Source organism: Paenibacillus naphthalenovorans (genome assembly GCF_001465255.1).
In the GTDB taxonomy this organism is placed as follows: Bacteria; Bacillota; Bacilli; order Paenibacillales; family NBRC-103111; genus Paenibacillus_G; species Paenibacillus_G naphthalenovorans.
In genome coordinates this window covers 359,128-384,465 of sequence record NZ_CP013652.1, presented here as the reverse complement: position 1 = coordinate 384,465, position 25,338 = coordinate 359,128, and the positions used below count along the sequence as shown (strand labels likewise).

The window sequence follows — 25,338 nt, the reverse complement described above, 5'->3', positions numbered from 1 at the left end:
TCTACTACGCTCCTATCGATTTATCTTGAAAATCTTCTATATGGACGCCGCAGGCTTCCCCTACTTGTTTAATATCCTCGTACACTTCCCTGGTCAGGGGAATGCCTTCGGCCAGCCTTTTGCGCTCGATGTTATATTCGATTTCTCCAGGCACGAAGATTTCGTTCACGCCTGCGGCTTTCGGAGAAGATTTGATTTCTTCGATCATCTGGTCAACCCGCTGCTTAAATAGGTCTACCGGCATAAAACGCGAAATATCGATCAATTGGAAGAAGTGGCCTACATTTTGCGGCTTGTCGTAATCGCCGTAGATGTTGTTGATGTGCGGTCCGAATCCCGCTCCGGTCAACACACCGCTCATGATATCGATCATCAATGATATGGCATATCCTTTGGGTCCTCCAAAAGGAAGTACGGAACCCTCCAGGGCAGACTGTGCGTCCGTGGTGGGTCTTCCCTCCTTGTCGATGGCCCACCCTTCGGGAATCGGCTTGCCCTCTTGAGCCGCCGTAATGATTTTTCCTCTGGCGACTACGCTGGTGGCCATGTCCAGAATAATCGGGTTGTATTTGCGGGCGGGAATGCCGAACGCATAAGGATTCGTGCCGATATAAGGCTGAATCCCGCCCCAGGGCGCCATCGTCGAGGGAGCGTTGGACATCGCATACGTAATCAGGTTTTCCTTCACACCCTGCTGAACGAAATAGGCCCCCGTGCCAAAATGGGTGGATTTTTTTACTCCAATATAGACGGCACCGTTCCGGCGGGCTTTCTCCATGCCTAATTCCATCGCTCTCTTCCCGACGACTTGCCCCATGCCGTCATCGCCGTCGATCAATAACGTGGCGTCGCTTTCCGCGACTACGCGAATATTCGGTTTCGGATTGACGACACCCAGTTTCAAGCGCTTGACGTAAATGGACAATCGGGTAACCCCATGGGAATCCACGCCGCGCAGGTTGGCTCCTACCAGGCTGTCGGCCACTGTGCCGCCATCGGTCTCCGACAGCCCCGCATTTTGCAAAATGCGCCGGAGGTATTCCTTCAAATGCTCTGCTTTAAAGATCATTTTCTCCACCCCTATAGCCTATTTATTATTTGATTAACCATTGCAGCGGAACCGTTACGATGGCAGGGAAGAACAACAGCAGCAGCAGAACCAGAGTATGGACCAGCAAGAAAGGCCATATGCCCTTCATGATTTCTTCCATACTGATTTTCCCAACCCCGCAGGCCACATTCAGCACGGTGCCCACCGGAGGAGTAAGCAATCCGATACAATTGTTCAAAACAAACAAAACGCCAAAGTAAACCGGGTCAATGCCTGCTTCTTTCACGATCGGCATCAGGACAGGCGTTAAGATCAGGATCGTAGGCGTTAAATCCATCGCCGTACCAATGATCATGACCAGAACGGTGATAACGATCATCAGCATTAGCGGATGTTCAACAAATGGCCCCAGCAAATCGGATAATTGGGCCGGAATATTCGCAAAAGCGATTAGCCAGGCGGACACCATAGCCGCAGCCGCCAGGAACATCACTACGCTTGTCGTTTTGGAGGCGGCCACCAGTACACTGAAAAATTGGCTGATTTTCAGCTCCCGATAGATGACTACACCGACGAATAACGCGTAAAATGCCGCAACCACCGCCGCTTCCGTCGGAGTAAATATGCCGCCGCGCAGCCCGCCGATAATAATAAGCGGCAGCAGCAGCGCCCAGAAAGCTTGTTTGGTCGCATTCCACATTTCCCTTGCCGAGTTGCGCGGAAAAACCTCTACTTCGCTTTTACGGGAAATGATCGCCCACGCTATGGTTAAACCTACGCCCATGAGAATCCCCGGCACAATGCCAGCCATAAAAAGCTGTGTAATGGATACCCCGCCCGTCACGCCAAACATAATCATCGGAATGCTGGGAGGCAGGACAGGCGCGATGATGCCGCCGGCTGCAATCAACCCCGTTGACCGATTGCGGTCATATCCGGCTTTCACCATCATGGGGATCAAAATAGCCCCAAGCGCTGCGGTGTCCGCAACAGCGGATCCCGACAACCCCGCAAAGATCAGACTGGCGATAATCGCCACATAACCAAGTCCCCCCCGAATATGTCCTACAAACGCTAGGGCAAAAGTAATGATCCGTTTGGAAATGCCGCCTTGATTCATCAGTTCCCCCGCAAGAATGAAGAAGGGGATGGCCATTAACGGGAAGTTATCCGCCCCGTTGATCAGATTTTGCGCAACGATCTGGGTATCGAACATGTCCAAAAAGAACATTAAAGCCACGCCGCTGGCCAGCAGGGCAAAAGCGATCGGCATTCCAAGCGCCATGGCGCCGAGCAATGAAGTGACAAAAATGCCTAGGGCCATTTATCTCACCCCCTTTTCCAAGAACGCGGCACTTGAGGATGAATTTGGCACCGACATGATTTCTTCTTCAGATTCACGGGTTTGATCCAGCTCAGAAACCGGGATATGTTGAAAAAAGGCTTTAAAAAGCTTGATGCCAATAATCGCTGCCATACCGATGGCCATCACCATTCCGGCTCCGAAAACAACGGACATCGAAATTCCGATAGCCGGAGATTTAGTATTCCAATTCAGAAGAACCATCGTCCAGCTTCCATCAAGCACTAATCCCAAAATACACAGCATAATGACATTGCTGATCAAAAAGACGAGCTTTCGAAGGGCTGGAGAAAGCTTTTTTAGCACGAGATCGACGCCCAAATGCTGATTCTCGTTTAAAGCGCCGACGGCCCCCAAAAAGGTAAGCCAAACGAACAGAAACCTTGCCGCTTCTTCGGACCAGGTAATTCCTGTGTTAAACAAATACCGAAGCACGACATTGCCAAACACCAGAATGGCCATTAACAAAAGAGCCCCTGCCATTGAAACGTTAACGATGCGTGTAAACGTCCTGGACATCTTTTTCAAGAGATACCATCTCCTACGGTTGAATGAGGATTATGCATGCCGGACGGAGGTAGGATGCGGAGACAGTGCCTCCGCACCCGGCAATCTTATTGCTTTGTTGCTTCCGTTATTTTTTTGTACAAATCCGCGCCGTACTCTGCATCGAATTCGTTGTGAACGTCTTTGGTCGCTTCAACAAATGGAGCCAGATCGGGCTTGCTGAGCTTCACGCCGGCTTCTTCCAGCTTCTTCATCAAATCGGCTTCCTGCTCCGCGCTTACTTTTCTTTCATAGTCCCTTGCTTCATTCGCCGCTTCCTGGACCGCCTTCTGCAATTCCGGCGACAGCTCCGACCATGTTTTTTCACTGATCATCAGCAGCATCGGCGAATACATATGATTGGTAATGGAAATATACTTTTGCACTTCGTGGAAATTATTCGTGTAAATCAGGGAAAGCGGGTTTTCTTGTCCGTCCACCGTTTTTTGCTCCAGCGCCGTATACAGCTCTCCAAACGACATCGGAGTCGGATTGGCGCCAAGCGCTTTAAAGATAGAAAGAGAGACCGGACTCTGAGGCGTTCTCAGCTTAAGACCCTGTAAATCGGCAGGGGTCAGCACTTCCCTCTTGGAATTGGAGACATTCCTAAAACCGTTTTCAAAATAGCCTAAAACGCGAAGGTGCTGTTGTTGGGGAAGCTCGCTTACCATCTCTGCCCCCAAGGGGCCGTCAAGCACCTTGTATGCGCTTTCTCTGTTCGGAAAAATATACGGCAGACCAATGACCTTTAATTTGGGAGCGATGACGGCGACCGGTTCGACTCCAATCATGCCCATTTGAACGTTGCCCGTTTTCATAAAGTTGATCAAGTCGTTATCCTGGCCGATCGTACCGTCGGTATATATATCCACTTTAATTTGACCGTTGGTTTTGGCTTCCACCAATTCTTTGAACTTTACGGCTCCCGTATGATATAAAGACGTGCTCGAGGTTCCATGGCCAAGTTTAAATACGAAAGCGGCTTTATTGTCCGATTTCGATCCTTGCGGGGCGTTGGCACTATTGCCTTGCGTTCCTTGACCGGAACCGCAGCCCGCTGCCGTCAGCATAAAAGACAAGGCCAGGATAATCGCTCCCCATTTTTTGTTTTTCATAGTAACCCTCCTGCTTGTTTTTTGCTATAATAGCATTGCGTTTAAAATTTTTTCTTTCTTTGATCCGCCTTCAAAGAGCGTACTCCCAATACCTCTCTTTGAAGGCCATTTTTTTCCATGGGCATCAACTCCTTACTCGATTTTTACAGGGGAAGAACATGAAGCGCGGATAATGATTTTGGGTTCCAATTGAATAATCTGCGGCTTCATTTTCTTTTTGGATTCCAATCTATGAATCAACAAAGCTACTGCTTTGACCCCCATCTCGTAAGCCGGCTGCGCTACAGTACTTAAAGGTGGATCCAAAAGCGGTATCCACGGAAAGTCATCATAGCCGAAGATGGATACATCCGTCGGAACTCTCAATCCTGCTTTTTTTGCTCCGCTCAGCACCTCCAAATTAAGTCTTGCATTGGTTGTGAATATGGCTGTCGGCCGATCAGACATCGATAGCAATTCTTGAGTCGCCTGAATTCCGCTGCCGTTATTTTGATCACAAATCTTAATCAACGACTCGTCGATCGGCAAGCCGTTCATGCTGAGGGCCTGTTTATATCCTTCCAGCCTTTCGATACGGGGACTCTTGTTATTCGTCGGATAGAGCAGAATGCCGATTCGCCGATGACCCTGATCAATTAAATATTGAATCGCCTGCTTGGCCCCGTTTACATTGTTAACCACAACCGTATCCGCTTTCATGTCCCCGGCCAAACGGTCCAACAGCACAAAAGGATATTTTTTTGCAATGAACTCCTCGAATAATTCGTTCGTATTCCCGATGGTATTTATAATGACGCCGTCTACCTGCCGGCTCTTGAGCATGAGAATATTGTCTCTTTCCAACTCGGGATCCTCATTGGAGCTGCTGACCATGATCCCGTATCCGCATCGGTTCGCTTCCTCCTGCGCACCCTTTAAAATCTCGGCCCAGAAAGGATTCGAAATATCGGATAAAATGATGCCGATGACCTTCGTTTTTTTCTTTTTCAAGCTCTGCGCTAACGAATTAGGACTGTAGTTCATCTCCGCTATGGCAGCTAAAATTTTATTTTTCATTTCTTCGGACATATATTCAAAATTACCGTTGAGCACCCTGGATACCGAGCTTTTGGAAACTCCCGCCCGTTGTGCAACATCATCAATGGTCGCCATAAAAACCTCCTCACTTTTCTAAAACCGGTTTCTGAAACCGGTTTTATAGGACTATAATAACATATTCCTAAAAATGTTCAATACTTTTTCCAAAAAATATTTCCCGGCTTTTATAGAAAAGTGACCATTTCCATGGGGAAATGGTCACTTCCATGATTCCAACACGTATTCCATTCAAAGGTCTTGCCTGGCGCTGCGAAAACGCATGGCCGACCAATCGTCGTCAATGGCAATCAGGCGCACACCCTCGAAGCCTAACTCCTTGAGCGGCTGCCAGCCTTCATCCCGCGAAATATCCGCTTTATATTTTTTCGATGTCTTCTTGGGGTATGCGAACCACAGCAGCCCTCCCGGCTCGCAGCGTTTCACCGCCTCCGGCGCCATGGCCATAACGTCCCGGCTGTTTTTGGCAAAGACAAGCACGAAGCCGTAGAGCTTCCTCTCTGATTGTCCGATGGTTTCGTCCACCTCAGCCGCTTCACGAAAAGCCTGCAGGTGAGGATGAAATTCTTCAGGGGCATTCAAAACCAGCAAACGTTGTTGATTTTTGTAGTTCATCTTCTTCAGCAGCTCGTTCATCCTGAAAGCCTCCTTCAACCTGTTGTACATCGCAGACCGGCGTTTATTTTCCGAACAGAGGATTTTCTGTCAGCTTTGTCCGGATTCCAGCTTGCTTTGCGCTTCATTCACCAGCCGATCGAACAGCTCGTCGTCTTCCTCAAGAATTTCCTCCAGCGACAGGATTTCCTGTTCAGGCCCCGATTCCTTCGCAAAGTTCAAGCTGTACATCCATTCTTTGGCATTCTTGCTGTGAAACGTGATTTCATATGGCGCCTGATGCCCTTCGCACGTAAATTGCACATGCCCGACATATCCGTCCTCTTTACTGTACGTCATGCCGGATTTGACGATTTGGATATCCATCCGCCTGATCCCCTTTCATCTTTTGAGCAGAAGCTCTTGATACTGTACTGTCCTGTTCCCACAGTATAGCACAACCGGCCGGCGTCCGTGCTGCCCTGCAGGATCGCGCTTGCCGGCGAAGCGCGGAAGATCCGCGGAGACGCGCGGCTTTACAGCGCGGAACCGTGCCTGGCATCATGCCCGGGCTGGAGCTCGCGGGCCACCTTGGCAAACTTATAGCCTACACCATGTACATTAATAATGTACTGGGGGGCGGAAGGATCGGGCTCGATCTTTTTGCGGAGATTGCTCACATGTACAATGATCGTCCGCGTATCGTTAAAGCATTCCTGTTCCCATATTTTCCGAAACAAATATTCGTGACTTATCGTCTGCTCCGGGCGGTAGGCGAGAAAGCTCAGCAGATCGAATTCCTTGCGCGACAGCGTCACTTCCTGCCCGTTCACCTTTACGACACGACTGAGGCTGTCGATGTGGAGTGAGCCGATATGAAGCTGAGAGGGCTTGCTCTGCTCCGGGCTCTCGGCCGCCCCATTGCCCGCCAAATGCGATCTGCGCAGGTTGGCCCGTACCCGGGCGACCAGCTCATTGGGGCTGAAGGGCTTCGTAATGTAATCGTCTCCCCCTGCGTCCAGCCCCTTGATTTTATCCGCTTCGTCCTTCTTGCAGCTCAGAAACAAGATCGGCGCGCCGGAGATATTCCGCATTTCACTGCAAACCTCAAACCCGCTTCGGCCGGGAAGCAGCACATCGAGAATGATGAGATCCGGCTGCTCTGCCACAGCCAAGGAGAGTGCGTTCTCTCCATCCTCCGCGCACACCACTCGATAGTTGTTTTTCTCCAAATACAGCCGGATGACGTCGCGTATCTCGTAGTCGTCTTCAACAACCATTATGGTTTGGCCTGTCATTCCTTATTCACCTTCATTCTATATTTAAATCGCGGTTGGCGCATGCCGATGAACCGGCAAGTTACTCTTTCACTTGCGCCAATGGGATGGAAAAGCAGATGACGGTACCCTTCTGATGATCCGATCCCTCCACCCATATACGTCCGCCGTGATACTCAACGATTTCTTTGGCAATCGATAATCCGAGCCCTTTACCGCTTGTCTTGGCGTTGCGCGATTTATTGTTCGTGTAGAACCGGTCGAATATATAGGGCAAGTCTTCCGGATGGATTCCGATACCGCTATCGCTGATTCGGCACAGCATGCCTTGACCGTCATCGACCAGCTCCACATCGATCGAGCCGCCTTCAGGCGTAAACTTGACGGAATTATGAATCAAATTGCCGAACACCTGATGCAGCCGCTCCAAATCGACCTCAACCGTGGAGAACATCCCGCGTTCGGCAGCCGTTCCCTTCATATTCAATGTATAACGAAGTCCCGCGTTTCGTACATCCAACTCATATCTTGTATAAAGCAGTTCTATCAGACGCCGGGTCTGCATCGGCTGCATTTTAAAGGCGACCTGCCTTGCCTCCAATTGGGAAAGGTGAAACAAGTCTTCAATCAGCCGGTCCATCCCGACTACCTTGCTGTGGATGATTTGAAGATAACGGGTTTTCTGATCTTCCGTATCCACCATGCCGTCCATAATCGCTTCCAGATAGCATTGAATCGTAGTAAGCGGCGTTCCAAGATCGTGTGAGATATTGCTGAGCAGATGACTGCGGGAATTCTCCAAACGGGAGAGCTCGTCATTTTTCCGTTTTAACGCTTCGTTCGCCTGTTCAAGAGCCAGGGTGTGCGATTTGATTTTATCGTGAAGTCCGGTGTTCAGCTCGGTCAGAGCAGCCGAGAGCCTTTCCTCGTTGATGTAAGCCCGGGACAGCTTGGTCGATAACAGTATGGATTGGGAAAAAACAAAGATAAGCAGGCCATACCCCGACATTTGATCAGTCGTATGCACAAGCTCGTGCGCGTACAGCATGTCATTCACAATCGTCAAGGCAAAAATAGAGCAGGCCACAAGAACAATGCCGCTGCCTTCCCGTTTATGCAGCAAAGCGAGCGTGATGATGCTCATGAAGTAAACAATGCTTGCGGCGACAAACAACTGCAGAACGATCAGTGTCGGGGTGAACACCGTTGTAGGAGAAATAACGACAAATAAAGAGTAGGCCAGCATCGGTGCGCATAAAGCGAAATCGATCTTCCGGGAGCTTTCGCACGGATACAGCTTCGAGAAAAACAGCGCGAACAAGGGGATGCCCAAGGCAGCCGTCAAATACTCCATTTTCAGCAAAAGCGTCCAATTAAAATCGGGGAACATTCTGGTCAGGACACTTTCGCCAAGCAGTGTCACCCGTAAGCTGAATAACAGGCAGAACAGGCCGAAGTACAGTACGGACTGTTCCTTCGTTCTAGCGGCGAACACCCCCAAATGGTACAACCCCATGATCAGCAGGCTGCCGATCAGCAGCGTGTCGAATCCGGTGCACAGCTCTTTGGAGCGCATGATCATATCGATTGACCCCAGTTTGATGGGTTTAAGGACGCCGCCTTTTTGATGGTCAAAGTTTGATACCTGGAGCACCAAATCCAATTGGGAATCCTGCGTGTGCGCTGCCGCGGTTTGCGTAATATACTGGGGCACGGAACTCCACTTCGACGTCCCGACATGACCCGCCTCTGCAACCTCTTGTCCGTTCACCCAAAGCCTGTAAGACGTATTCATCGCCGGAATCCAGAGCATAAGCATTTCATCGGCCTGCTCCGGCAAAAGAACCTTAAGCCTGTAAGTGGCAAAGCCGTCACCCGGGCGGGATTGGCCTCCCGTCACCGTTTTATTCCAAGCGCCTGGAATCGAAAAATACTGCATCGGCAGCGGGTTTGCATTTTCTGCAAATTCATCAGGGGGGACAAGCCGGTTCCAATAAAATTCCCACTCGCCGTTCAGGGACACGGTTTCATTCGGCTTCCAGTCCCGGGTTCGCAAATCCAGGACGCCTTTTTCCGCAGCAGCCGCATGAGATAAAGACGAGAAAAACCGGCTCCCCTCCGAAAAGAGAGCCATGGCCAGAATTAGCAGCAGCAAGAAAAACGCGGTCAATACGGGAAACATTCTTTCGCTGGGCATGCTGTTCCATTCACTCTCCCGGGCTTCGATTACGGATTTGGTGCGATTCTGAGCCAATCCAAGCCCGCCTTGTTCGCAGCACCCTTCTTGCCTTAACGCGCTCCGTCTCGTTCTTAATAACTAACAATTGGGGTTAAATGTTAATTCGCTCCAATCGGCCAAAAATCCTGCCTGTCCGTTGAAACCACCCCCCGCAGCGAGGCCGTGTTAAGCCAACGCCTGCGCGGGATTTTGCGAACAGAAGATTTACTTTAGGCGTGCCGCATCCCAGTCCGTTCGATAAAATCGTATGCAGACCACAAGAGCAAACAAGCCGAGAAACAGGTAGAGGGACAACCACGCCCCCGCGCTTCCGAGCCCTGCCATAAACGTTAACCCATACGCTAAAGGGATGAACACCAGCCAGTTCAGCACCAGCGATACGCGGACGAGAAAAGAAGTGTCGCCCAGCCCTCGCAGGGCGCCGGAATAATAGTTAAGCAGACCGTCAAATAGCTGCAGGAAGGCTGAAATCATAATCAGCTTGCCGGCAAGCGTATAAACGGCCGGATCGCTCGAATACAGACGTGCCACCGTTTCGGAGAAGACAAATTCCGCCATTCCCATCAAGAGCAAAAACAGGCTGCCGAGCACGGCCACATCCGTGCCGAGCCTTCTGGCGAGGTAAGGCTCGCCGCGGCCGATTTCCTGTCCGACAAGAATCGTCGCCGTCGCCCCGAAAGCGAAAGCCGGCATATAGCCCAGCGCCATCACGTTCAGGGCGATCTCATTGGCGGCTAAGGCCTCCGTTCCCAGTCGTGTGACAAACATCGTAAATATAAACATGGCACCGCTCATGGCGAGCTCCTGCACGCCAAGCTTCCCGCTTTCGCCTGCGATCAGGCGAATGTCCGATCGGTCCGCGGCGATCCGGCGGCGTGTGCCATAGCGGCGATGAAGACGAAAGAAATACACATACGCGCTGCCGACGAGGCCAAGCGCTTCCCCGATCAACACCGCTAGCCCCGCTCCCCGCAGGCCAAGCTCGGGAAAACCCAGATTGCCGTAAGTCAATGTGCAGGTCAAAAAGATCATGGTCCCGTTGGCCAGAAGCGACATCTGCATCGGTGTCCGTGCATCCCCGATGCCGCGGAAAAAGCCTTGGAACACAAAGCTGACTATAAAGCAGGCGATAGCAAACAACCGGTATTTCAAATAGTCGGCACCGTTGGCGACAAGCTCCGCAGAGCCGCCCATCAGCTTCAGGATAAACGCCGACAGCAGCCAGCCCGTCAACACGACCAGCAGGGCTGCTCCCGCACTGACGTAAAGCGCTATATACGTCCGCCTGACCGCTTGCTCCATCTGCCCGGCCCCGTAGTTCTGCGCCACTAAATAATTGACCGAAAAGCCAAAACCGGAGCAAAGCGCCCAGGCATTGTACACAATGATATTCGAAACACCGACAATCGCAATGACCAGCGCCCCCATCGGCCCCACCATGATTAGATTGATGGTTCCCGTAACCGTACCGGCGGCAAAAGAGACGATGGAAGGAATCGCCAGGCCGAGAATCAGCTTCCAATGTTTTGTAAATTCCGCTAGCCCTTTGTTCATGTATGCAGGTCCTGAATCCTTTCATAGTATGAAGACATAATATCATTTTGACTGAATGTAAGTCTGCCAACAAGAGGCAGCATGCCACAGAATCCCGCGAATCCGCGCAACGGACCCAAAAAAAGGAACAGACCCGAACCCTATGAGCAGATTACGAATGGAAAGGGGCTTCCTCCCATGGATAACGAATTGCAATCGATTATCGAAGAGCTGGCGTCCATCCAAAGACGTTATTCCCATATTCATACAAACTTTGATCGCCTTGAGCAAAAAATATCCCATATCGAGAAAAAGGTGTGGCTGTTAGAACATCGTACTTCCTCACTTGCACTGCCGGCCCATCTCAACCAGCCTGTTCGACAGGTTTAACGGCCTTGATTCGAATCCGGCGGTAATCGGCTATCCATTGCTTGCCGTCGTACAGCTTTGGCCTCAAGCCGGCTTCACACCGGAGGCACACTTCTTCCTTCTCGGCTTCGGACAATCCGGCAAAAAACGTACCCGCAAAAGCAGCCAGCCAATGGCGCAGACCCCGTTCTCCGCCATCCAGCGGCGTGGGCCGGTCGTACAGCTCCGCATAACCAACGGCAAAGCCCTGCTTCTCCAAAAGAGAAGCATACTCCCCGATGCTTGGAAAATACCAAGGATACCGTTTTTCCACCGGCACTCCATAGCTCTCTACCGCCGAGGTCAATGCTTGAATAATGGCGCCTACGTTTCCGAATCCGCCGAACTCGGCGACAAAACGTCCGCCCGGCCGCAGCGACAGCCACACCGATTCTATGGCTTTGTCCGGTTTTTGCATCCAGTGCAGCGCCGCATTGGAGAACACAGCATCATATGGAGCCTCTCCTTCCTCCAACCGGAACGTTTCCCCGTCAGCTTCTACAAAACGCAGCTCAGGATATTTTTCCTTCGCTTTAGCTATCATCGTCTCCGAGCAGTCCAAACCGGTAACGACTGCTCCGCTCAGGCTGATCTGATGCGTCAGGTCACCCGTTCCGCAGCCCAAATCCAGTATGCGTTCTGCCGGCTTCGGCTGGAGCAGGCCGATCAGGCTCTGACCCAATCGGGAGACAAATCCGATCCGTTCATCGTAATGCTCAGCGTCCCATCGTTGTTCCATTCGATTCTCCTTCATGTGCATCTCTCCTTTTATTTCCATTATCCGGGATCGCTCTTTATTAATCCAATATATAGGAGCAATTAAATTTATAGCCTGTATCTATAAAAAATCAAAAACATAGTTCTTCGTATCCAATTAGGATAATAAAAACGACAAATATCGCCATTTTTCTACTACTTATTTACTAATGATATTTGTAAACGATATAATTAATTATCTATTAAAGGGATACGGTAAGCCTATAAAATTTTTTAGATCCCCTGTTTCTTACTTTGTTTCTATCCAAGCATCCATGATATAATGTATCGAATGCGACAGGTAGGTGATTTCAATCTATGCAAAAAATTCCAGTCATACGCAATAAAAAGAGCTCCGACATTATGCTCATCCCTTCCGATGAAATTGTAAAGATAGAATGCATACGGAATAATGAGTTTATCATTCATACGGTATCCGATACATATTACTGGGCTTCTTCACTGGAAGCCTTTGAAGAAATGCTGTATGAGGAAGGGTTTCGGCTGATCGATCAAATGAACGTGGTGAACATGAACCATGTGACCGAATATGCGCCCCGCAAGGGAATCGTCACCCTGCGCTCCGATAATTCGAATCGTTACAAGACCGCTTCCGCTGCATGGATCCACGGCGAGCACATCACCAACATCATAAGCCTGCTTCGCAAGATGAAAGAGCTCGACCGCGGTATTCCTCAGGATGACGAAGGCGCCGATATCTTTGAAACGATTCTCGCTCAGGAAGAAGATCACCGGTTTGCCCGTTCGTATGCCATGATCAAGGCGCTTTATGATAAGAAGAAGGCGGAGATTTCTCTAGAGGAAAGCGAATTGCGGTATAAATCGTTATTCGAGCATAATCCCGATCCCATCATTTCCTTCAATCTGAACGGCTTGATCACCAGCGTCAATCCCGCCATGCACAATGTGTCAGGCTATACGGAGAAAGAGCTGCTTCATAAGTCGATCCATCCGTATCTTCCGAAGGACCATTTTCCCCGGTGGGAGCAATATTTCAAGGAAACGCTTAACGGTTCCACTGCGCATTATGAGATTTCGTTCCTCGGTAAGGACGGGAAACGGATTGAACTCAGCGTCTTGAATTTCCCTATCATCGTCGGCAAGCAAATTGCAGGCGTCTACATGATCGGCCAGGACATCAGCGAGCGCAAGCGCGCGGAAGAGATGATTATCCGCTCCGAGAAGCTTTCCATTGTCGGTCAATTGGCCGCCGGCGTGGCTCATGAGATTCGCAACCCTCTTACTTCACTCAAAGGATTCGTACAGCTGATGCAAAACAAAGTAAGCGGATACGATCATTACTTCAGCATTATGCTTGATGAACTGGAACGGATCAATTTTATCGTCAGCGAGTTTTTGGTCATAGCCAAGCCTCAATCGGTTCAGTTTCAACCGAAAGATCCGGAAACGATCCTCCACAGCACCATCCTGCTGCTCAACTCCCAAGCCATCATTCATAACGTGGAGATTATCGTTCATGCGGATCCGAACCTGCCAAAAATCAACTGCGATGAAAATCAGATCAAACAAGTGTTTATCAATATATTGAATAACTCCATCGATTCGATGTCAGAAGGCGGAACCATCCACGTCGAGTTGAGAGTGACGGATGACGGAAATCTTCTCATGCGGTTTACGGACGAAGGCTGCGGCATCCCGCAGGACCGGATCACCCGTTTGGGTGAGCCCTTCTACACCACCAAGGAAAAAGGGACGGGGCTCGGCCTCATGGTAACCTACAAGATTATCGAAAATCATGCGGGAAAAATGAAAATTTACAGCGAGCTCGGCAAAGGAACAACCGTGGAAATTTTCATGCCTGCTCTCCAAACAGATCCTCTCCCATAGAGCCAGAGCGAGCCGAAAACGGGCTCCAACGCTGATCTTTCATGAATCCTGACGCCAAAACAGCCTCCCGGGTCCGATCGCCCCGGGAGGCTGTTCCATTATGATGAGTTCCGGCGTACCGGCGTGTTGCGAGCCTTCACTGCGCCTCTTGTTTACCGGTTCAGCAGGCTGCCGACATAGCGCAGCAGCTCGTTGGCCGATGCTGTGGTATAGCCGTGCTCTTCGACCAGCCGCTTAATCACTTCATTGATGCGCTTCAGCTGGTTTTCGTCCGGCGTTTTCGTAGACGTCGTAATTTTGACGATATCCTTCAGATCGGTGAACAGCTTCTTTTCAATCGCCTCGCGCAGACGCTCGTGGCTACTGTAATCAAAACGTTTTCCTTTGCGCGAGTAGGAGGACATACGGATCAAAATTTCCTCCCGGAACGCTTTTTTCGCATTCTCCGAAATCCCGATCTGCTCTTCAATGGAGCGCATCAGTCTTTCGTCCGGATCCATCTCTTCTCCGGTGAGCGGATCCTTGATTTTCGCCCAATTGCAATAAGCTTCTATATTGTCCAGATAGTTGTTGAAGAGCGTTTTGGCCGACTCGTCGAAGGAGTAGACGAACGCCTTCTGTACCTCTTTTTTCGCCAGCTCGTCGTATTCCTTGCGCGCGATGGAGATAAAATTGAGGTACCTCTCCCGCTCCTCCTTCGTGATGGAAGGATGCTGGTCAAGTCCGTCCTTCAGCGCACGAAGCACATCCAGCGCATTGATAAACTCCAAGTCATGACGGATGAGCGCACTGGAAATCCGGTTGATGACGTAGCGCGGATCAATGCCGGTCATGCCTTCTTCCAAATATTCGTTTTGCATCTCCTTCAAGTCCGCTTCCTTGTAGCCCTCGACCTCCTCGCCATCGTACATGCGCATCTTTTTCACGAGATCCATACCCTGCTTTTTGGATTCCTTGAGACGGGTAAGTATGGAGAAAATCGCCGCCGCGCGAAAGGAATGAGGCGCGATATGCACGTGCTTCATGTCGCTTTGCTTGATCAGCTTGGCATAAATTTTTTCTTCCTCCGACACCTTCAGATTGTAAGGAATCGGCATCACGATCATCCGCGACTGCAGCGCTTCGTTCTTTTTATTGGAGATGAACGCCTTGTACTCGGATTCATTCGTATGCGCAATGATGAGCTCGTCGGCCGAAATGAGGGCAAAACGGCCCGCCTTGAAATTGCCCTCCTGGGTGAGCGAGAGCAAGTTCCAGAGGAACTTCTCGTCGCACTTGAGCATTTCCTGAAACTCCATCAGACCGCGATTTGCCTTGTTTAGCTCGCCGTCAAACCGGTATGCCCGCGGGTCCGATTCCGATCCGTATTGGGTGATCGTCGAAAAGTCGATGCTGCCCGTCAGATCCGCTATGTCCTGGGATTTGGGATCCGAGGGGCTGAATGTCCCGATCCCGATCCGGTTTTCCTCAGAAATCAGCACGCGTTCAACCAGCACATCTTCAATACGGCCGCCGTACTCTTCGCGAAGACGGATCTGGCAGGACGGACACAGATTGCCTTCGATTTTGACCCCAAGCTCCGCTTCCACCTCAGGCCGCAGCTCATGAGGAATCAAGTGAAGCGGTTCTTCATGCATCGGGCAGCCCTGGATCGCGTAAACGGCCCCTTCATCGGTTCGTGAAAACTGTTCCAAACCTTTTTTGAGCAAGGTCACGATGGTGGACTTTCCGCCGCTCACCGGACCCATCAGCAGCAGTATCCGTTTGCGGACATCCAGCCGTCTGGCGGCAGAATGAAAATACTCCTCTACGAGCTTTTCAATCGCCAGGTCCAGCCCGAAAATCTCTTTTTCAAAGAAGTTATACTTTCGACGCCCATTCTCCTCTACTATGCCTTGGGAGGCAATCATCTCATACACTCGCGCATGAGCCGTCATTGCCAACCGCGGATTTTCCCGCAGTTTTTCTATATACTCGGCGAACGTTCCTGCCCAAGCAAGCCTTTCCGTTTCCGTGCGATAATCGGCGATTTTTTTGAATAAGTCCATGATTCAACCTCCTCCGGGTTTTGCGCGGCAACCTTTTTCAAAAGCACAGGTTGAGTTTTGCAGTGCAAAACCGATTTCAACTTCTTCCGCTGCATGGCACTAAACGCTTCGAAAAGCTTCTTCAGGGTGACGTCCATACATGCTCAGTGCAACCTAAGATATCTTTCCTTACATCTTCTTTAAAATTTTGAAGTGTATTAAATAACTATGCAGTGAACGGGAGTAAGTTGACCGAAATTTTAGACAAAATTGGCCAAAACCTTAAATGAGGCGAAAGGCTTATCCAAAGGGGAACGATAAGAATGGAAAGGAGCGGAAAGTACGGCTGTGGTATAATAATCGTACGATGAAAGCTTAAAGGAGAACAACACCATGGCGATTAAAAGCGAAACCGAACTGTACGCCCCGGTCAAGGCTTATTTGGAGCAGCTTGGCTACGAGGTGCGCGGGGAAGTGCGCCACTGCGATTTGGTGGCGGTTCGCGAAGAAGAACCCCCTCTTATCGTCGAGCTCAAAAAAAGCTTCTCCATCCCGCTCCTTCTGCAGGCCATTGATCGGTTGCGGATCAGCCGTTCGGTCTACGTTGCATTCGAGCGCCCGAATAAAGGCCGCGCCCCCCATGGCGCCAGCTGGCCCGAGCTGCGCAAGCTTTGCGGCATGCTGGGGGTGGGGATGATCACTGTGCAGTTCTACAAAACCCGCAAGCCCCGAGTCGAAGTGGAATGCCATCCGCCGGCAGCACTTACGGCTGCTGCAGCCGATCAGCCCAAAGGACCGCGCCACAACAAATACGCCGCGGGCAAGCTGATGCGGGAGTTTCGTGAGCGCGGAGCCGATTACAATGTCGGCGGGAGCTCAAAGCGCAAACTCATCACCGCGTATCGCGAAAAATCGATTCATTTGGCCTCCCTGCTCCGGCAATTCGGACCGTTGAGTCCGCGGCAGCTTCGCGACCTGACAGGCAATCCTCAAGCTGCGGGCATGCTGCAAAAAAATGTTTATCGTTGGTTCCAGCGCGTCGACCGGGGAATCTACACCCTTTCACCGCTTGGTCTGGAGGCTTTGACGACCTACGCTCATGTTGCGGAGACCCTTCCGGTTCCCGTTCCTATCGATTCCGCAAAGTAAAAAGGCCGTTCAGGGAAGCGTCACAGCCAGAGGGAACGTAAAGATGCAGGTCCGTTTCCTCTAATCACGTATCCGGGCCGCCTTGTCGGCTGCACGCTTCATCAGTTCCTTGTGGATCCAGATAGCGGCTTGCGCCCCTTCGCCCATCGCAATCGTCAGCTGTTCCGAATGAATACCGACGTCTCCCGCCGCCCATACGCCGGGCACGGACGTCATTTTGGTGCGGGGATTGGTTACGATATGCTTGTTCTCCAGCCGTTCCACCCCCAGCGATACCGCCCAATCCGTATGAACCTTGTTGCCGCCGAAGGCGATAAACCCCCTCTCCCCTTCCAGAATCCGTCCATCCGTTAGCCGGACGCCGCCGAATGACCCCTCCGCCCCATCGGATCCGCTCAGCACTTGTTCGATCTCCGCTTCCTCCACATCGATCCTGGCTTCATGCAGCTTGTCGAGCTTATCGGGTCGGATCGCCGTCTTCTCATGATTTACAAAAATAATCTGGTCTGTCCAGTAGCGAAGCGTCAAAGCCATTCCCGCCCCGGGGTCCCCCGCTCCCATCACGATCGTCCGTTTGCCGCTGACTTCATACCCGTCGCAATCGGGGCAGACATACACGCTGATCCCCATCATCTCTTCCAGCCCGGGCAGCGGCGGATAGCGGTCCGTTATCCCCGTTGCAATGAGCAGTGTCCGTCCTTTGACCGATTCTCTGCCGTCCGCCAAGCTGACTTCAATATCATCGCCGGATTTTACGGCAGCCACCGCCTCGCCCTGCTGAAAGCTGACGCCCAGTCTCTGCGCCTGCTCTCTCCCCAGACGCCTTAGTTCAGTGCCTGCTACGCCGCCGGGCCATCCGAGCACGTTATGGTAGCGGCGGCAAAGCGTGGATCTCCCCTGGCCCTTATCGACGACAAGCACCTGATGGCGGTACCTTCCCAGCTGAATGGCGGCCTGCAGTCCGGCAATCCCACCGCCAACGATGATGCAATCGTACATGGTCTTCGTCCTTTCTCACCGTTTTCTATAGCTTCCCTCCTCCTTTTTTTTACATACGCGCCGATATCCTTTTCCGCGCAAAAAAAAAGCCCGGCGCGCAATCTTCTTGCGGCCAGGCCGTATGCTTTACTTCTTCAAGCTGTCCCAGGTTTGCTGGAACTCGGTCAGCATTTGGTCTTTCGTCTTCTGCTTCGCAACGTAAGCTTGCATGGTCGCTGCGAATTTCTTGCTGGAAGCTTCGCCTCCAGGGAATTTAAACCAGTTCCAGCTGAGCGTTTTGTTCTCTTTGCTGTATTTTATAATGTCGGCCGCCAAAGGTCCGAGAATCTTCTCGTCGCCTTGAATATTCGTAAAGGCCGGGATGAACTTGAACTCTTCAACCATATATTTCTTGCCTATCTCGGAAGTCACCAGCCAGTTCAGGAACTTCTTGGCTTCTTCTTTATTAGGGGAGTTTTTGTTGATCACCCAGTTGTTCGGAACGCCTACCGGCAGCTTATCGTTTGCAGCCGCATCATCGCTGATCGGCATCGGGAGGAAGCCAACATTCAGATTCGGGTTCGTTTGGGTCAGCTGCAATTGTGTCCAGTTCCCTTGCTGCGTCATTGCCGCCTTGCCTGTAGCAAAATCGGTCACTTGTGTTTTGTAGTCGGTTTGCAGCGGGTTTTTGTTGCCGTACTGCAGCTGCAGATCAAACAGCTTCACCCAATTCTCGAACTGGGGATTACCCGGAATTTTCGCTGTGCCGTCGTTAAGACCTTTCACAAAGGCGTTCACGTCAGGCTGATGCGCGAAAGGCAGGTTCACAAAGTGGTTGCCGAGCACCCACCATTCCCCGTAGCCGTTCACAAAAGGAGTGATCCCTTTGGCTTGAAGCTTTTTCGCCGCATCTTCGAGCTGGGACAGCGTTTTAGGCAGCTCCGTGATACCCGCTTGCTCGAACAAGTCTTTGTTGTACAGGAAGCCGTAGCCTTCGAGGTTCAGCGGCTGGCCGTACAGCTTGCCGTCCTTGGTCATAGGCTCCTTGGCCACCGGTACCAGATCCTTCACCCAAGGCTGGTCGGACAAATCCTCCAAATGCTCGATCCACTTGTCAAGGTCGGAGAAACCGCCATTGTTGAACAAATCGGGCTTATCGCCGGAGTTAAATTTAGCCATCAGCGCTGCGCCGTAATCCGCGCCGCCGCCGACGGTGTCGATTTGAATTTTTACGCCCGGATTTTCTTTCTCATATTCTGCGGCCAGCTTGGCGAGCGGCTCTGCGATTTCCACTTTAAACTGGAACACCTTAAGCGTTACGTTCTTGCCTCCCGCAGCTCCGTCCGTACCCGGGCTTGGCGCTTCTTCTTGCTTCGCGCAGCCTACGGCGGTCGACATCAGCATAACGGCTGCCAGGCTTATGCCGGCAAACTTTTTAAGTTTCATGGTGGGAACCTCCCTCTTTTTTACTGCTTTTTATCCAAGTTGCAAATTTATTGTATAAAATGCCCCAGGCGTCGACCACTGAGAATATTGACCGAAAAGGTGGAACATTTTGAACAACCGCTTTCATTATGCGCCCGATGCGCGTGGATCAGCCTTTTACCGAGCCTGCCGTAATACCTTCAATAATGTATTTTTGCATGGATAAGAAGAAAAGGATGATAGGAATGACACCCAGCACCAAAGCCGCCAAAGCGAGATCCCACTGCTTCGTATACTGGCCGAAGAAGGCAAAGGTGGCCAGAGGGATCGTCCGCAGATCAGGGCTGTTCAGCACCAGCAGCGGAAGCAGGAAATCGTTCCAAATCCACAAACTGTTCAATAGAATAACTGTTACGCTCATCGGCTTCAGCAGCGGAAAAATAATTTTCCAAAATACACCGTAAGGAGTACATCCGTCCACGGTAGCCGATTCCTCGATTTCCTTAGGAATCGATTTAATAAATCCGTGATACAAAAACACATTCAGCGATACGCCGAATCCGAAATAGCAGATAATGAGTCCGGTCCGGCTGTCCATCAGATTAAGTTCGCTTGCCACTCTTACCAGCGGAATCATGATCGACTGGAATGGAATGACCATCGCGGCGACGAACGCAAGGAAAACCAGATTGTTGAACCTGGACGGTCGGCGGACGAGCCGGTAGGCAGCCATGGAGCTGATGATGACAAGCCCCACATTGCTGATGACCGTAATCCACAAGGAGTTCATGAACACCTTCGGAAATTTCATGATTTCCCAGGCTCTGATATAGTTGTCAAAGTTGATCGACTTGGGCAGGTTGGCCGAGTTGACCAGCAGATCTCCAAACGTCTTCATGGAATTGACGATAACGAAGTAGAACGGCGCCAGAAACAGCAGTCCCAACAAGATGGCGAGCACTTCCAGCAGAAATGTGCGGCTGTTGTAATTTTTAACCGATGGCATTACACCTCAACCTCCCTTTTCTTTGTGATGCTCACTTGAACCAGCGTAATCAGCGCCACGACAACAAAGAAAATTAAGGCTTTGGCCGTCCCGAGGCCGTAACGGTTATTGCGGAACGCTTCTTCATAGATGTTGAGCGCGACGGATTGGGTCGAGTTGAATGGTCCTCCTTGCGTCAAGGAGACGTTCAAGTCATACATTTTGAATGCCCAGGAAATCGTCAGGAACAAACATACCGTGACTGCCGGCATAATCATGGGCAGCGTAATGTGACGCAGGGTTTGAAAGCGGGTGGCCCCGTCAATGTAAGCCGCTTCCGTCAGCTCTCTAGGCACGTTGGACAGGCCCGCGATATAGATAACCATCAGATACCCGGCCGTTTGCCAAACGCTGACGATGATCAAGCCCCAGAACGCCGTAGGCGCATCGCCAAGCCAAGGCAGCTGGAAGAAGGCAAGCTGGGTCAGCTCTCCGATCGTGGCAAAGCCTTTAACGAAAATAAACTGCCAAATAAAGCCAAGCAGCAGGCCCCCGATGACGTTAGGCATAAAAAAGATGGTGCGAAGCACATTTCTGGTCTTTAATGCCTGTGACAGCAGAAGAGCCAGCAGGAAACCGAGAACGTTGGCCAGGATGACGTTCGTTATCGTAAACCGGGTTGTAAACCAGAATGACCGGTGAAAGTCCTTATCCGTCAACAAAATATGAGTAAAGTTATCAAATCCGGCCCACTTCACATCCGAAGTGACGCCGTTCCACTCCGTAAATGAGTAATAGATGCTCATGAGAAACGGAATGATGATGATGACCGAAAAGAACAATAATGCCGGTCCTACAAACACGAGCTGCTGAAGCAGATCAGCCCTGCGCTGATTCTTTTTCATGGCTTAACGCCCCCTTTTTCCTCATTTAGAAGTTTTTAATTAAAATTTGCAGATGGCCGGTAAAGTATACCCTTAGTATAGAAGCTGCCGCTTGGGAACAACATGGATTATGGTGACGTAACAGGTGGAATTTATTGATCTCTCCTGTTACAATAAGGGCTCAAACACTTTGGGGGAGGAGCCTGTGCCTTGATACGCAACAGCATCCGGAACAAGCTGATCGTATTCTTGCTTGCCGCGACCATCATCCCGTTCTCCACCTCAATAGCGATGACTTATTTTATAACGAAGCACAATGTGATCGAAGAGACGATAAAGACCAATTCCAACTTAATCTATCAGGGAAAAACCAATATTACGAATCACTTGAACGTCATTCAGCAAGCTTCTTTGTCCATTTATAACGACACGTCTCTTTACGGTGCGGTGGAGAACGGCGCAGTCGATTACCTGGACCGGGGGGAAATCTTCCGCGGGATGCAGGCCATCGTCATGTCGGTAAAGGAAATCCAGCAAGCCTATTTATATTTGTCCAATTCCAATAAATCTTTTTTGTTCTCACAAGGGAACATATTCCGCAACGAAGGGACCGGGCCGAAATATGTGCCTCAAGTCGGCAAATCCGACACCGTCCTGGAGCCGACGCATCTGAGCCATACGTACAAATCCAGCGGGTTCAATCCGCTGCCCTCCGTTCCCGTGTTTACCCTGCACCGCTCTATTACGAACGCCGTTACAATGAAGGAATTCGGAACGCTGTCGATCGATGTGAATCTGAATATGATCCGGTCGATTGCTGAACAGCTGTACGAACAAGGAAAAGAGCAGTTGTTCATTCTCGATTCCGGGGGTACGGTCATTTACGGCCCTGATCCCATGCTGCTGGGCCAAACGCTTGAGGACGGCTGGGTGAAGCATCTGCAGCAGCTGGATCAGCCGAGCGGAAACTTCGAGTGGAACAGCGACGAGTTTAAAGGCATTCACATTTATGAACGCATGGATTCGCCTTATCATGATTGGATTCTTGTCAAACGGATTCCAAACGAGCTGCTGAACAGCAATGCCAGACAAATAACGGAAATCAATATGATGATTCTGATTGCATTCATGATCGTCGTCATTGGCGCCACCTTGGTGATTTCGATCCGGTTCACTACCCCTATCAAGCGGCTGATCGGAACGATCGGAAAAATTCAAACCGGCAACATGCACGCCGATATCGACGTCAAAGGTAATGACGAATTTGCTATTCTGGCCGGCCGCTTCCGCAGCATGATGGAAAGAATCAACAATTTGATTATGCGGGAATATCAGCTCGAAATCGCCAACAAAACGAATCAGCTCAAAGCGCTGCAGGCGCAAATCAATCCGCACTTTTTGTATAATTCACTGCAATCGATCGGAACGCTGGCTTTGCAGCACAACGCTCCTCAGGTGTATTCGCTGATCTCCTCGCTGGCCAAGCTGATGCGCTACAGCATGAACAGCGATACGGTGGTCCCGTTTGCAAGCGAGCTCTCTCATGTGAAAGCTTATCTGGAGCTGCAAATGCAGCGTTTTGAACACAAACTGACGGTAAACTATGAGGCGGATGAAAGCATCATGCATATTCCGGTGCCCAAAATGATTTTGCAGCCGCTTGTGGAAAATTACTTTAAACACGGCTTCGATCAGCGGTCGGTTTCGGAAACCTTGACGATAGCCGCCCGACTTGGGGATGACGGGCGGATGGAAATCCGGGTACAGGATGAAGGAACAGGCATGACCGAAGATACGCTTCAGAAGCTGCGGCGCAGACTGGAAGCCCGGCCGCGGCATCAGCAGGAAGAAGAAAGCATTGGCCTTATCAATGTCATGTCCCGTTTGAGGCTCTATTACGAGGATGAAGCGGAAATGATCATCGATCATAACAAGCCTTCAGGGGTTACGGTAACCCTTCGCATACCGACGCTGCCAAAGGAGGCTTCTTAAGGGATGAAAGCCATCATTGTAGATGATGAGAAGCACGTGCGCGATGCCATAAAGCTTCTCGTGCCCTGGAATAACTTCGGTATTACCGCCGTGCTGGAGGCTCAGGACGGCGTGGAGGCTATCCAACAAATTGAAGAGCATAAACCCGAAATTATATTTACGGATATGATGATGCCGCTCAAAAACGGCATGGAGCTGATGGAATGGCTTCAAACGAACTATCCTGCGGGGAAAACGATCGTCGTGAGCGGTCATGACGATTTCGAGCTGCTCCGGCATGTCATCAAATACGGCGGCATCGACTACATTCTTAAGCCGATCGATGCCGAGCAGCTTCATGGCGCGCTCGCCAAAGCCGTAACGCGCATCCGTGAGGAGGAAGCGGAGCGGTCCAGGCAAACCGAACGAAACATCGAAAGGAATCAGCTCCGGCCGGTATACTGGGAGAAAAGCTTGTCGGGGCTGATAACGGAACCGTCGGGGTATGAGAGCATGGCGGATGCCCTGCAGGAGGAGTTTGGGTTAAGCCGGGACGTTCGCGAATGCAAAGTGGCGATTTTGAGCGTGGATACGCTCAGCGCCGCTTTGAAAAATAAATTCGGCAAACATACGGAATTGCTCTTCTTCTCTTTAACGAACATCAGCAATGAAATGCTCGCTGAAGGCTCCAAACGCCTAGGAGTGGCATACCGCTATTGGAACAGCGACAATGAGGTTCTGATCTTGTTTTATGAGGAGCTGGACACCGCGGAGCAGCTGCTTGCACGATTGCAGCAGGGGATCCGGTCCGTTTTGGGGAGCACCCTTGATATCGGCATCAGCTTGCGCAGGCCGTTCCCGGCCGGTTTATCCGCGGCATACACGCAAGCGCGTCTTGCGCTGAGAAACCGGAACCTGCTGACCAAGACCAAAGCCATATATACGTTTGACCCGAACCCGCCGGCGCCGCCCAAGCCGCTTTCCTTTACGGACTATGCGGAAGCCTTCAAGCTGGCTGTACAAAGCGGCAGCGAAAAGCAGATCCGCAAAGCGGTTCTGGAATGGACTTCTGCGGTTCGCGGACAGTCTTCCATTACGATCGGGCAGTTGGAGCTGTGGTGGCATGAGTACAATGTATCCCGGAACCGTTGGCTTACCGAGATGTTCGGGAAGGGTCTTCCTTCCTTCGGCCAGAGTGAAGGCTATGCTTTCATTCTCCCGCTGGACGAACAGGGGGCCTTCTCCATCGATTTGTGGGAGCAGCAGCTTATCCGCAGCCTGACGGAGATGTCCCGCCTGCTGCTCACCCAGCAGCAGCAGGATAGCAACGTTATTTTTGACATTGCCAGGTATATTCAGCATCATTATCATCAGGATATTACGCTTCAGGAAATCGCCAACCATTTTTACTTGAGCCGGGAATATATCTCCCGCAAGTTTAAGCAGGAATTTCACGTCAACATTTCCGATTATATAAGCGGCATCCGCATCGACAAAGCCAAGATGCTGTTGTTGAATCCCAACCTGCGCATTGCTCAGGTAGCCGCGATGGTCGGGTACGACGACGAGAAATATTTCAGCAAAGTATTCAAGAAAGCGGTTGGCATGTCCCCGAATGAATATAGGAAGGTGAACCAACCATGAATACACCCCTCGAACCGCAGCCGTCTCAAAAGGTTGAACGCTCCGGCAGAGTAAACACGAAGAAGAAAGCCTATGCCGTACTGTTTCTGACCTGGGCGTTACTGGTGGGCTTGGGCGCTTGGGGCGCCAAGCTGTATACCGACCATCTGAAGGTGCAAATGACAGATGAGATTGCCAAGCAGACCCGTGATCAGCTTGCAGCCATCCAAAGCCAATACCAGCAGGAAATCGCCGGATTGAAGGAAAGCCTGGCCGCGGATATGGCCAAGCTCCAGTCGAAAATCGATTCCGTAAACGAACTGCTCGCTTTTACCAAGGACAGTGCAAGCAGCAGGACCGACAACAGCAATCAGCTCTACACCCAATTAGCCGATGTACGGCAGAAACTCGATGAGCTGAAGAAACAGCTTGACGCGTTGAAGTAGCAAG

The 25,338-nt window shown here is 51.0% G+C and carries 22 protein-coding genes; 6 read left to right on the top strand and 16 right to left on the bottom strand.

Annotated features, from left to right (window positions below):
* Positions 1-4 precede the first annotated feature (4 nt).
* The 10 genes from IJ22_RS01860 to IJ22_RS01815 form a co-directional block, all read right to left on the bottom strand.
* Entirely contained in the window at positions 5-1,069 is a 1,065-nt protein-coding gene (locus IJ22_RS01860; protein ID WP_062406837.1) for an Ldh family oxidoreductase, read from the bottom strand.
* 25 nt (positions 1,070-1,094) lie between these two features.
* Positions 1,095-2,375, bottom strand: a complete 1,281-nt coding sequence (locus tag IJ22_RS01855) for a TRAP transporter large permease subunit (protein WP_062406835.1) — start codon at positions 2,373-2,375, stop codon at positions 1,095-1,097.
* Entirely contained in the window at positions 2,376-2,933 is a 558-nt protein-coding gene (locus IJ22_RS01850; protein WP_137669980.1) for a TRAP transporter small permease, read from the bottom strand.
* Positions 2,934-3,028: 95 nt separating this feature from the next.
* Positions 3,029-4,075: a TRAP transporter substrate-binding protein gene (locus IJ22_RS01845; RefSeq protein WP_062406831.1), complete on the bottom strand. Its 1,047-nt coding sequence runs from the start codon at positions 4,073-4,075 to the stop codon at positions 3,029-3,031.
* Between the two features lie 132 nt (positions 4,076-4,207).
* Positions 4,208-5,227 (bottom strand): LacI family DNA-binding transcriptional regulator, encoded by a 1,020-nt coding sequence (locus IJ22_RS01840; protein ID WP_062406829.1) that lies wholly within the window; start codon positions 5,225-5,227, stop codon positions 4,208-4,210.
* Positions 5,228-5,401: 174 nt separating this feature from the next.
* Entirely contained in the window at positions 5,402-5,806 is a 405-nt protein-coding gene (locus IJ22_RS01835) for a P-loop NTPase family protein (protein ID WP_062406827.1), read from the bottom strand.
* A 69-nt stretch (positions 5,807-5,875) separates the two neighbouring features.
* Positions 5,876-6,151: a hypothetical protein gene (locus IJ22_RS01830; RefSeq protein WP_054817123.1), complete on the bottom strand. Its 276-nt coding sequence runs from the start codon at positions 6,149-6,151 to the stop codon at positions 5,876-5,878.
* Positions 6,152-6,300: 149 nt separating this feature from the next.
* Positions 6,301-7,062, bottom strand: coding sequence for a response regulator transcription factor (locus tag IJ22_RS01825; protein ID WP_062406825.1), 762 nt, complete (start codon positions 7,060-7,062; stop codon positions 6,301-6,303).
* 61 nt (positions 7,063-7,123) lie between these two features.
* Complete coding sequence (locus IJ22_RS01820; RefSeq protein ID WP_235594230.1) at positions 7,124-9,295, bottom strand: ATP-binding protein; 2,172 nt, start codon at positions 9,293-9,295, stop codon at positions 7,124-7,126.
* A 189-nt stretch (positions 9,296-9,484) separates the two neighbouring features.
* On the bottom strand, positions 9,485-10,834 hold the full coding sequence (locus IJ22_RS01815) for an MATE family efflux transporter (protein WP_062406824.1): 1,350 nt from the start codon (positions 10,832-10,834) through the stop codon (positions 9,485-9,487).
* A gap of 81 nt (positions 10,835-10,915) precedes the next feature.
* On the opposite strand from IJ22_RS01815, the gene IJ22_RS01810 reads away from it, so the two are divergent.
* The gene (locus IJ22_RS01810; RefSeq protein WP_062406822.1) at positions 10,916-11,203 is read left to right on the top strand and encodes a hypothetical protein; all 288 of its coding nucleotides are present in this window, start codon (positions 10,916-10,918) and stop codon (positions 11,201-11,203) included.
* Here IJ22_RS01810 and IJ22_RS01805 read toward each other — a convergent pair.
* Entirely contained in the window at positions 11,178-11,975 is a 798-nt protein-coding gene (locus IJ22_RS01805) for a class I SAM-dependent methyltransferase (RefSeq protein ID WP_062406820.1), read from the bottom strand. The genes IJ22_RS01810 and IJ22_RS01805 overlap by 26 nt on opposite strands.
* A 320-nt stretch (positions 11,976-12,295) precedes the next feature.
* On the opposite strand from IJ22_RS01805, the gene IJ22_RS01800 reads away from it, so the two are divergent.
* Positions 12,296-13,846: an ATP-binding protein gene (locus IJ22_RS01800; RefSeq protein ID WP_062406818.1), complete on the top strand. Its 1,551-nt coding sequence runs from the start codon at positions 12,296-12,298 to the stop codon at positions 13,844-13,846.
* Positions 13,847-13,998: 152 nt separating this feature from the next.
* Here the strand turns inward: IJ22_RS01800 and IJ22_RS01795 are convergent, their stop codons facing one another.
* Positions 13,999-15,894 (bottom strand): PrkA family serine protein kinase, encoded by a 1,896-nt coding sequence (locus IJ22_RS01795; protein ID WP_062406816.1) that lies wholly within the window; start codon positions 15,892-15,894, stop codon positions 13,999-14,001.
* A 372-nt stretch (positions 15,895-16,266) separates the two neighbouring features.
* Here IJ22_RS01795 and IJ22_RS01790 point away from each other — a divergent pair, with 372 nt between their 5' ends.
* A complete protein-coding gene (locus IJ22_RS01790) occupies positions 16,267-17,022 on the top strand; it encodes a DUF2161 domain-containing phosphodiesterase (protein WP_062406814.1) in 756 nt (251 codons plus the stop codon).
* A gap of 60 nt (positions 17,023-17,082) precedes the next feature.
* Here IJ22_RS01790 and IJ22_RS01785 read toward each other — a convergent pair whose 3' ends face one another.
* From IJ22_RS01785 to IJ22_RS01770, 4 genes are all read right to left on the bottom strand, one after another.
* Positions 17,083-18,021: an NAD(P)/FAD-dependent oxidoreductase gene (locus tag IJ22_RS01785; protein ID WP_062406812.1), complete on the bottom strand. Its 939-nt coding sequence runs from the start codon at positions 18,019-18,021 to the stop codon at positions 17,083-17,085.
* Positions 18,022-18,147: 126 nt separating this feature from the next.
* The gene (locus tag IJ22_RS01780; protein WP_054817117.1) at positions 18,148-19,446 is read right to left on the bottom strand and encodes an ABC transporter substrate-binding protein; all 1,299 of its coding nucleotides are present in this window, start codon (positions 19,444-19,446) and stop codon (positions 18,148-18,150) included.
* Between the two features lie 148 nt (positions 19,447-19,594).
* Positions 19,595-20,431 carry a carbohydrate ABC transporter permease gene (locus IJ22_RS01775; RefSeq protein ID WP_054817116.1) on the bottom strand — a complete coding sequence of 279 codons (837 nt, stop codon included), beginning with the start codon at positions 20,429-20,431 and terminating at the stop codon, positions 19,595-19,597.
* On the bottom strand, positions 20,431-21,315 hold the full coding sequence (locus IJ22_RS01770; RefSeq protein WP_062406810.1) for a carbohydrate ABC transporter permease: 885 nt from the start codon (positions 21,313-21,315) through the stop codon (positions 20,431-20,433). Before IJ22_RS01770 ends, IJ22_RS01775 begins: the two co-directional genes overlap by 1 nt.
* A gap of 189 nt (positions 21,316-21,504) precedes the next feature.
* Between IJ22_RS01770 and IJ22_RS01765 the strand changes: the two genes are divergently transcribed.
* From IJ22_RS01765 to IJ22_RS01755, 3 genes are read left to right on the top strand one after another with little or no spacing between them, the layout of a single operon-like run.
* Positions 21,505-23,286, top strand: a complete 1,782-nt coding sequence (locus IJ22_RS01765; RefSeq protein WP_062406808.1) for a cache domain-containing sensor histidine kinase — start codon at positions 21,505-21,507, stop codon at positions 23,284-23,286.
* Between the two features lie 3 nt (positions 23,287-23,289).
* Positions 23,290-24,909: a response regulator gene (locus IJ22_RS01760; protein WP_062406806.1), complete on the top strand. Its 1,620-nt coding sequence runs from the start codon at positions 23,290-23,292 to the stop codon at positions 24,907-24,909.
* Positions 24,906-25,334: a hypothetical protein gene (locus IJ22_RS01755; protein WP_054817112.1), complete on the top strand. Its 429-nt coding sequence runs from the start codon at positions 24,906-24,908 to the stop codon at positions 25,332-25,334. Before IJ22_RS01760 ends, IJ22_RS01755 begins: the two co-directional genes overlap by 4 nt.
* The last annotated feature ends 4 nt before the right edge of the window (positions 25,335-25,338 follow it).

What these genes read in the sequence shown, in the direction of transcription:
- IJ22_RS01795 (WP_062406816.1), bottom strand. Translation starts at nt 15,894, where the DNA reads ATGGACTTATTCAAAAAAATCGCCGATTATCGCACGGAAACGGAAAGG.
- IJ22_RS01770 (WP_062406810.1), bottom strand. Translation starts at nt 21,315, where the DNA reads ATGAAAAAGAATCAGCGCAGGGCTGATCTGCTTCAGCAGCTCGTGTTT.
- IJ22_RS01850 (WP_137669980.1), bottom strand. Translation starts at nt 2,933, where the DNA reads ATGTCCAGGACGTTTACACGCATCGTTAACGTTTCAATGGCAGGGGCT.
- IJ22_RS01860 (WP_062406837.1), bottom strand. Translation starts at nt 1,069, where the DNA reads ATGATCTTTAAAGCAGAGCATTTGAAGGAATACCTCCGGCGCATTTTG.
- IJ22_RS01800 (WP_062406818.1), top strand. Translation starts at nt 12,296, where the DNA reads ATGCAAAAAATTCCAGTCATACGCAATAAAAAGAGCTCCGACATTATG.
- IJ22_RS01830 (WP_054817123.1), bottom strand. Translation starts at nt 6,151, where the DNA reads ATGGATATCCAAATCGTCAAATCCGGCATGACGTACAGTAAAGAGGAC.
- IJ22_RS01755 (WP_054817112.1), top strand. Translation starts at nt 24,906, where the DNA reads ATGAATACACCCCTCGAACCGCAGCCGTCTCAAAAGGTTGAACGCTCC.
- IJ22_RS01825 (WP_062406825.1), bottom strand. Translation starts at nt 7,062, where the DNA reads ATGACAGGCCAAACCATAATGGTTGTTGAAGACGACTACGAGATACGC.
- IJ22_RS01760 (WP_062406806.1), top strand. Translation starts at nt 23,290, where the DNA reads ATGAAAGCCATCATTGTAGATGATGAGAAGCACGTGCGCGATGCCATA.
- IJ22_RS01815 (WP_062406824.1), bottom strand. Translation starts at nt 10,834, where the DNA reads ATGAACAAAGGGCTAGCGGAATTTACAAAACATTGGAAGCTGATTCTC.
- IJ22_RS01810 (WP_062406822.1), top strand. Translation starts at nt 10,916, where the DNA reads ATGCCACAGAATCCCGCGAATCCGCGCAACGGACCCAAAAAAAGGAAC.
- IJ22_RS01780 (WP_054817117.1), bottom strand. Translation starts at nt 19,446, where the DNA reads ATGAAACTTAAAAAGTTTGCCGGCATAAGCCTGGCAGCCGTTATGCTG.
- IJ22_RS01855 (WP_062406835.1), bottom strand. Translation starts at nt 2,375, where the DNA reads ATGGCCCTAGGCATTTTTGTCACTTCATTGCTCGGCGCCATGGCGCTT.
- IJ22_RS01790 (WP_062406814.1), top strand. Translation starts at nt 16,267, where the DNA reads ATGGCGATTAAAAGCGAAACCGAACTGTACGCCCCGGTCAAGGCTTAT.
- IJ22_RS01845 (WP_062406831.1), bottom strand. Translation starts at nt 4,075, where the DNA reads ATGAAAAACAAAAAATGGGGAGCGATTATCCTGGCCTTGTCTTTTATG.
- IJ22_RS01775 (WP_054817116.1), bottom strand. Translation starts at nt 20,431, where the DNA reads ATGCCATCGGTTAAAAATTACAACAGCCGCACATTTCTGCTGGAAGTG.
- IJ22_RS01785 (WP_062406812.1), bottom strand. Translation starts at nt 18,021, where the DNA reads ATGTACGATTGCATCATCGTTGGCGGTGGGATTGCCGGACTGCAGGCC.
- IJ22_RS01835 (WP_062406827.1), bottom strand. Translation starts at nt 5,806, where the DNA reads ATGAACGAGCTGCTGAAGAAGATGAACTACAAAAATCAACAACGTTTG.
- IJ22_RS01840 (WP_062406829.1), bottom strand. Translation starts at nt 5,227, where the DNA reads ATGGCGACCATTGATGATGTTGCACAACGGGCGGGAGTTTCCAAAAGC.
- IJ22_RS01805 (WP_062406820.1), bottom strand. Translation starts at nt 11,975, where the DNA reads ATGAAGGAGAATCGAATGGAACAACGATGGGACGCTGAGCATTACGAT.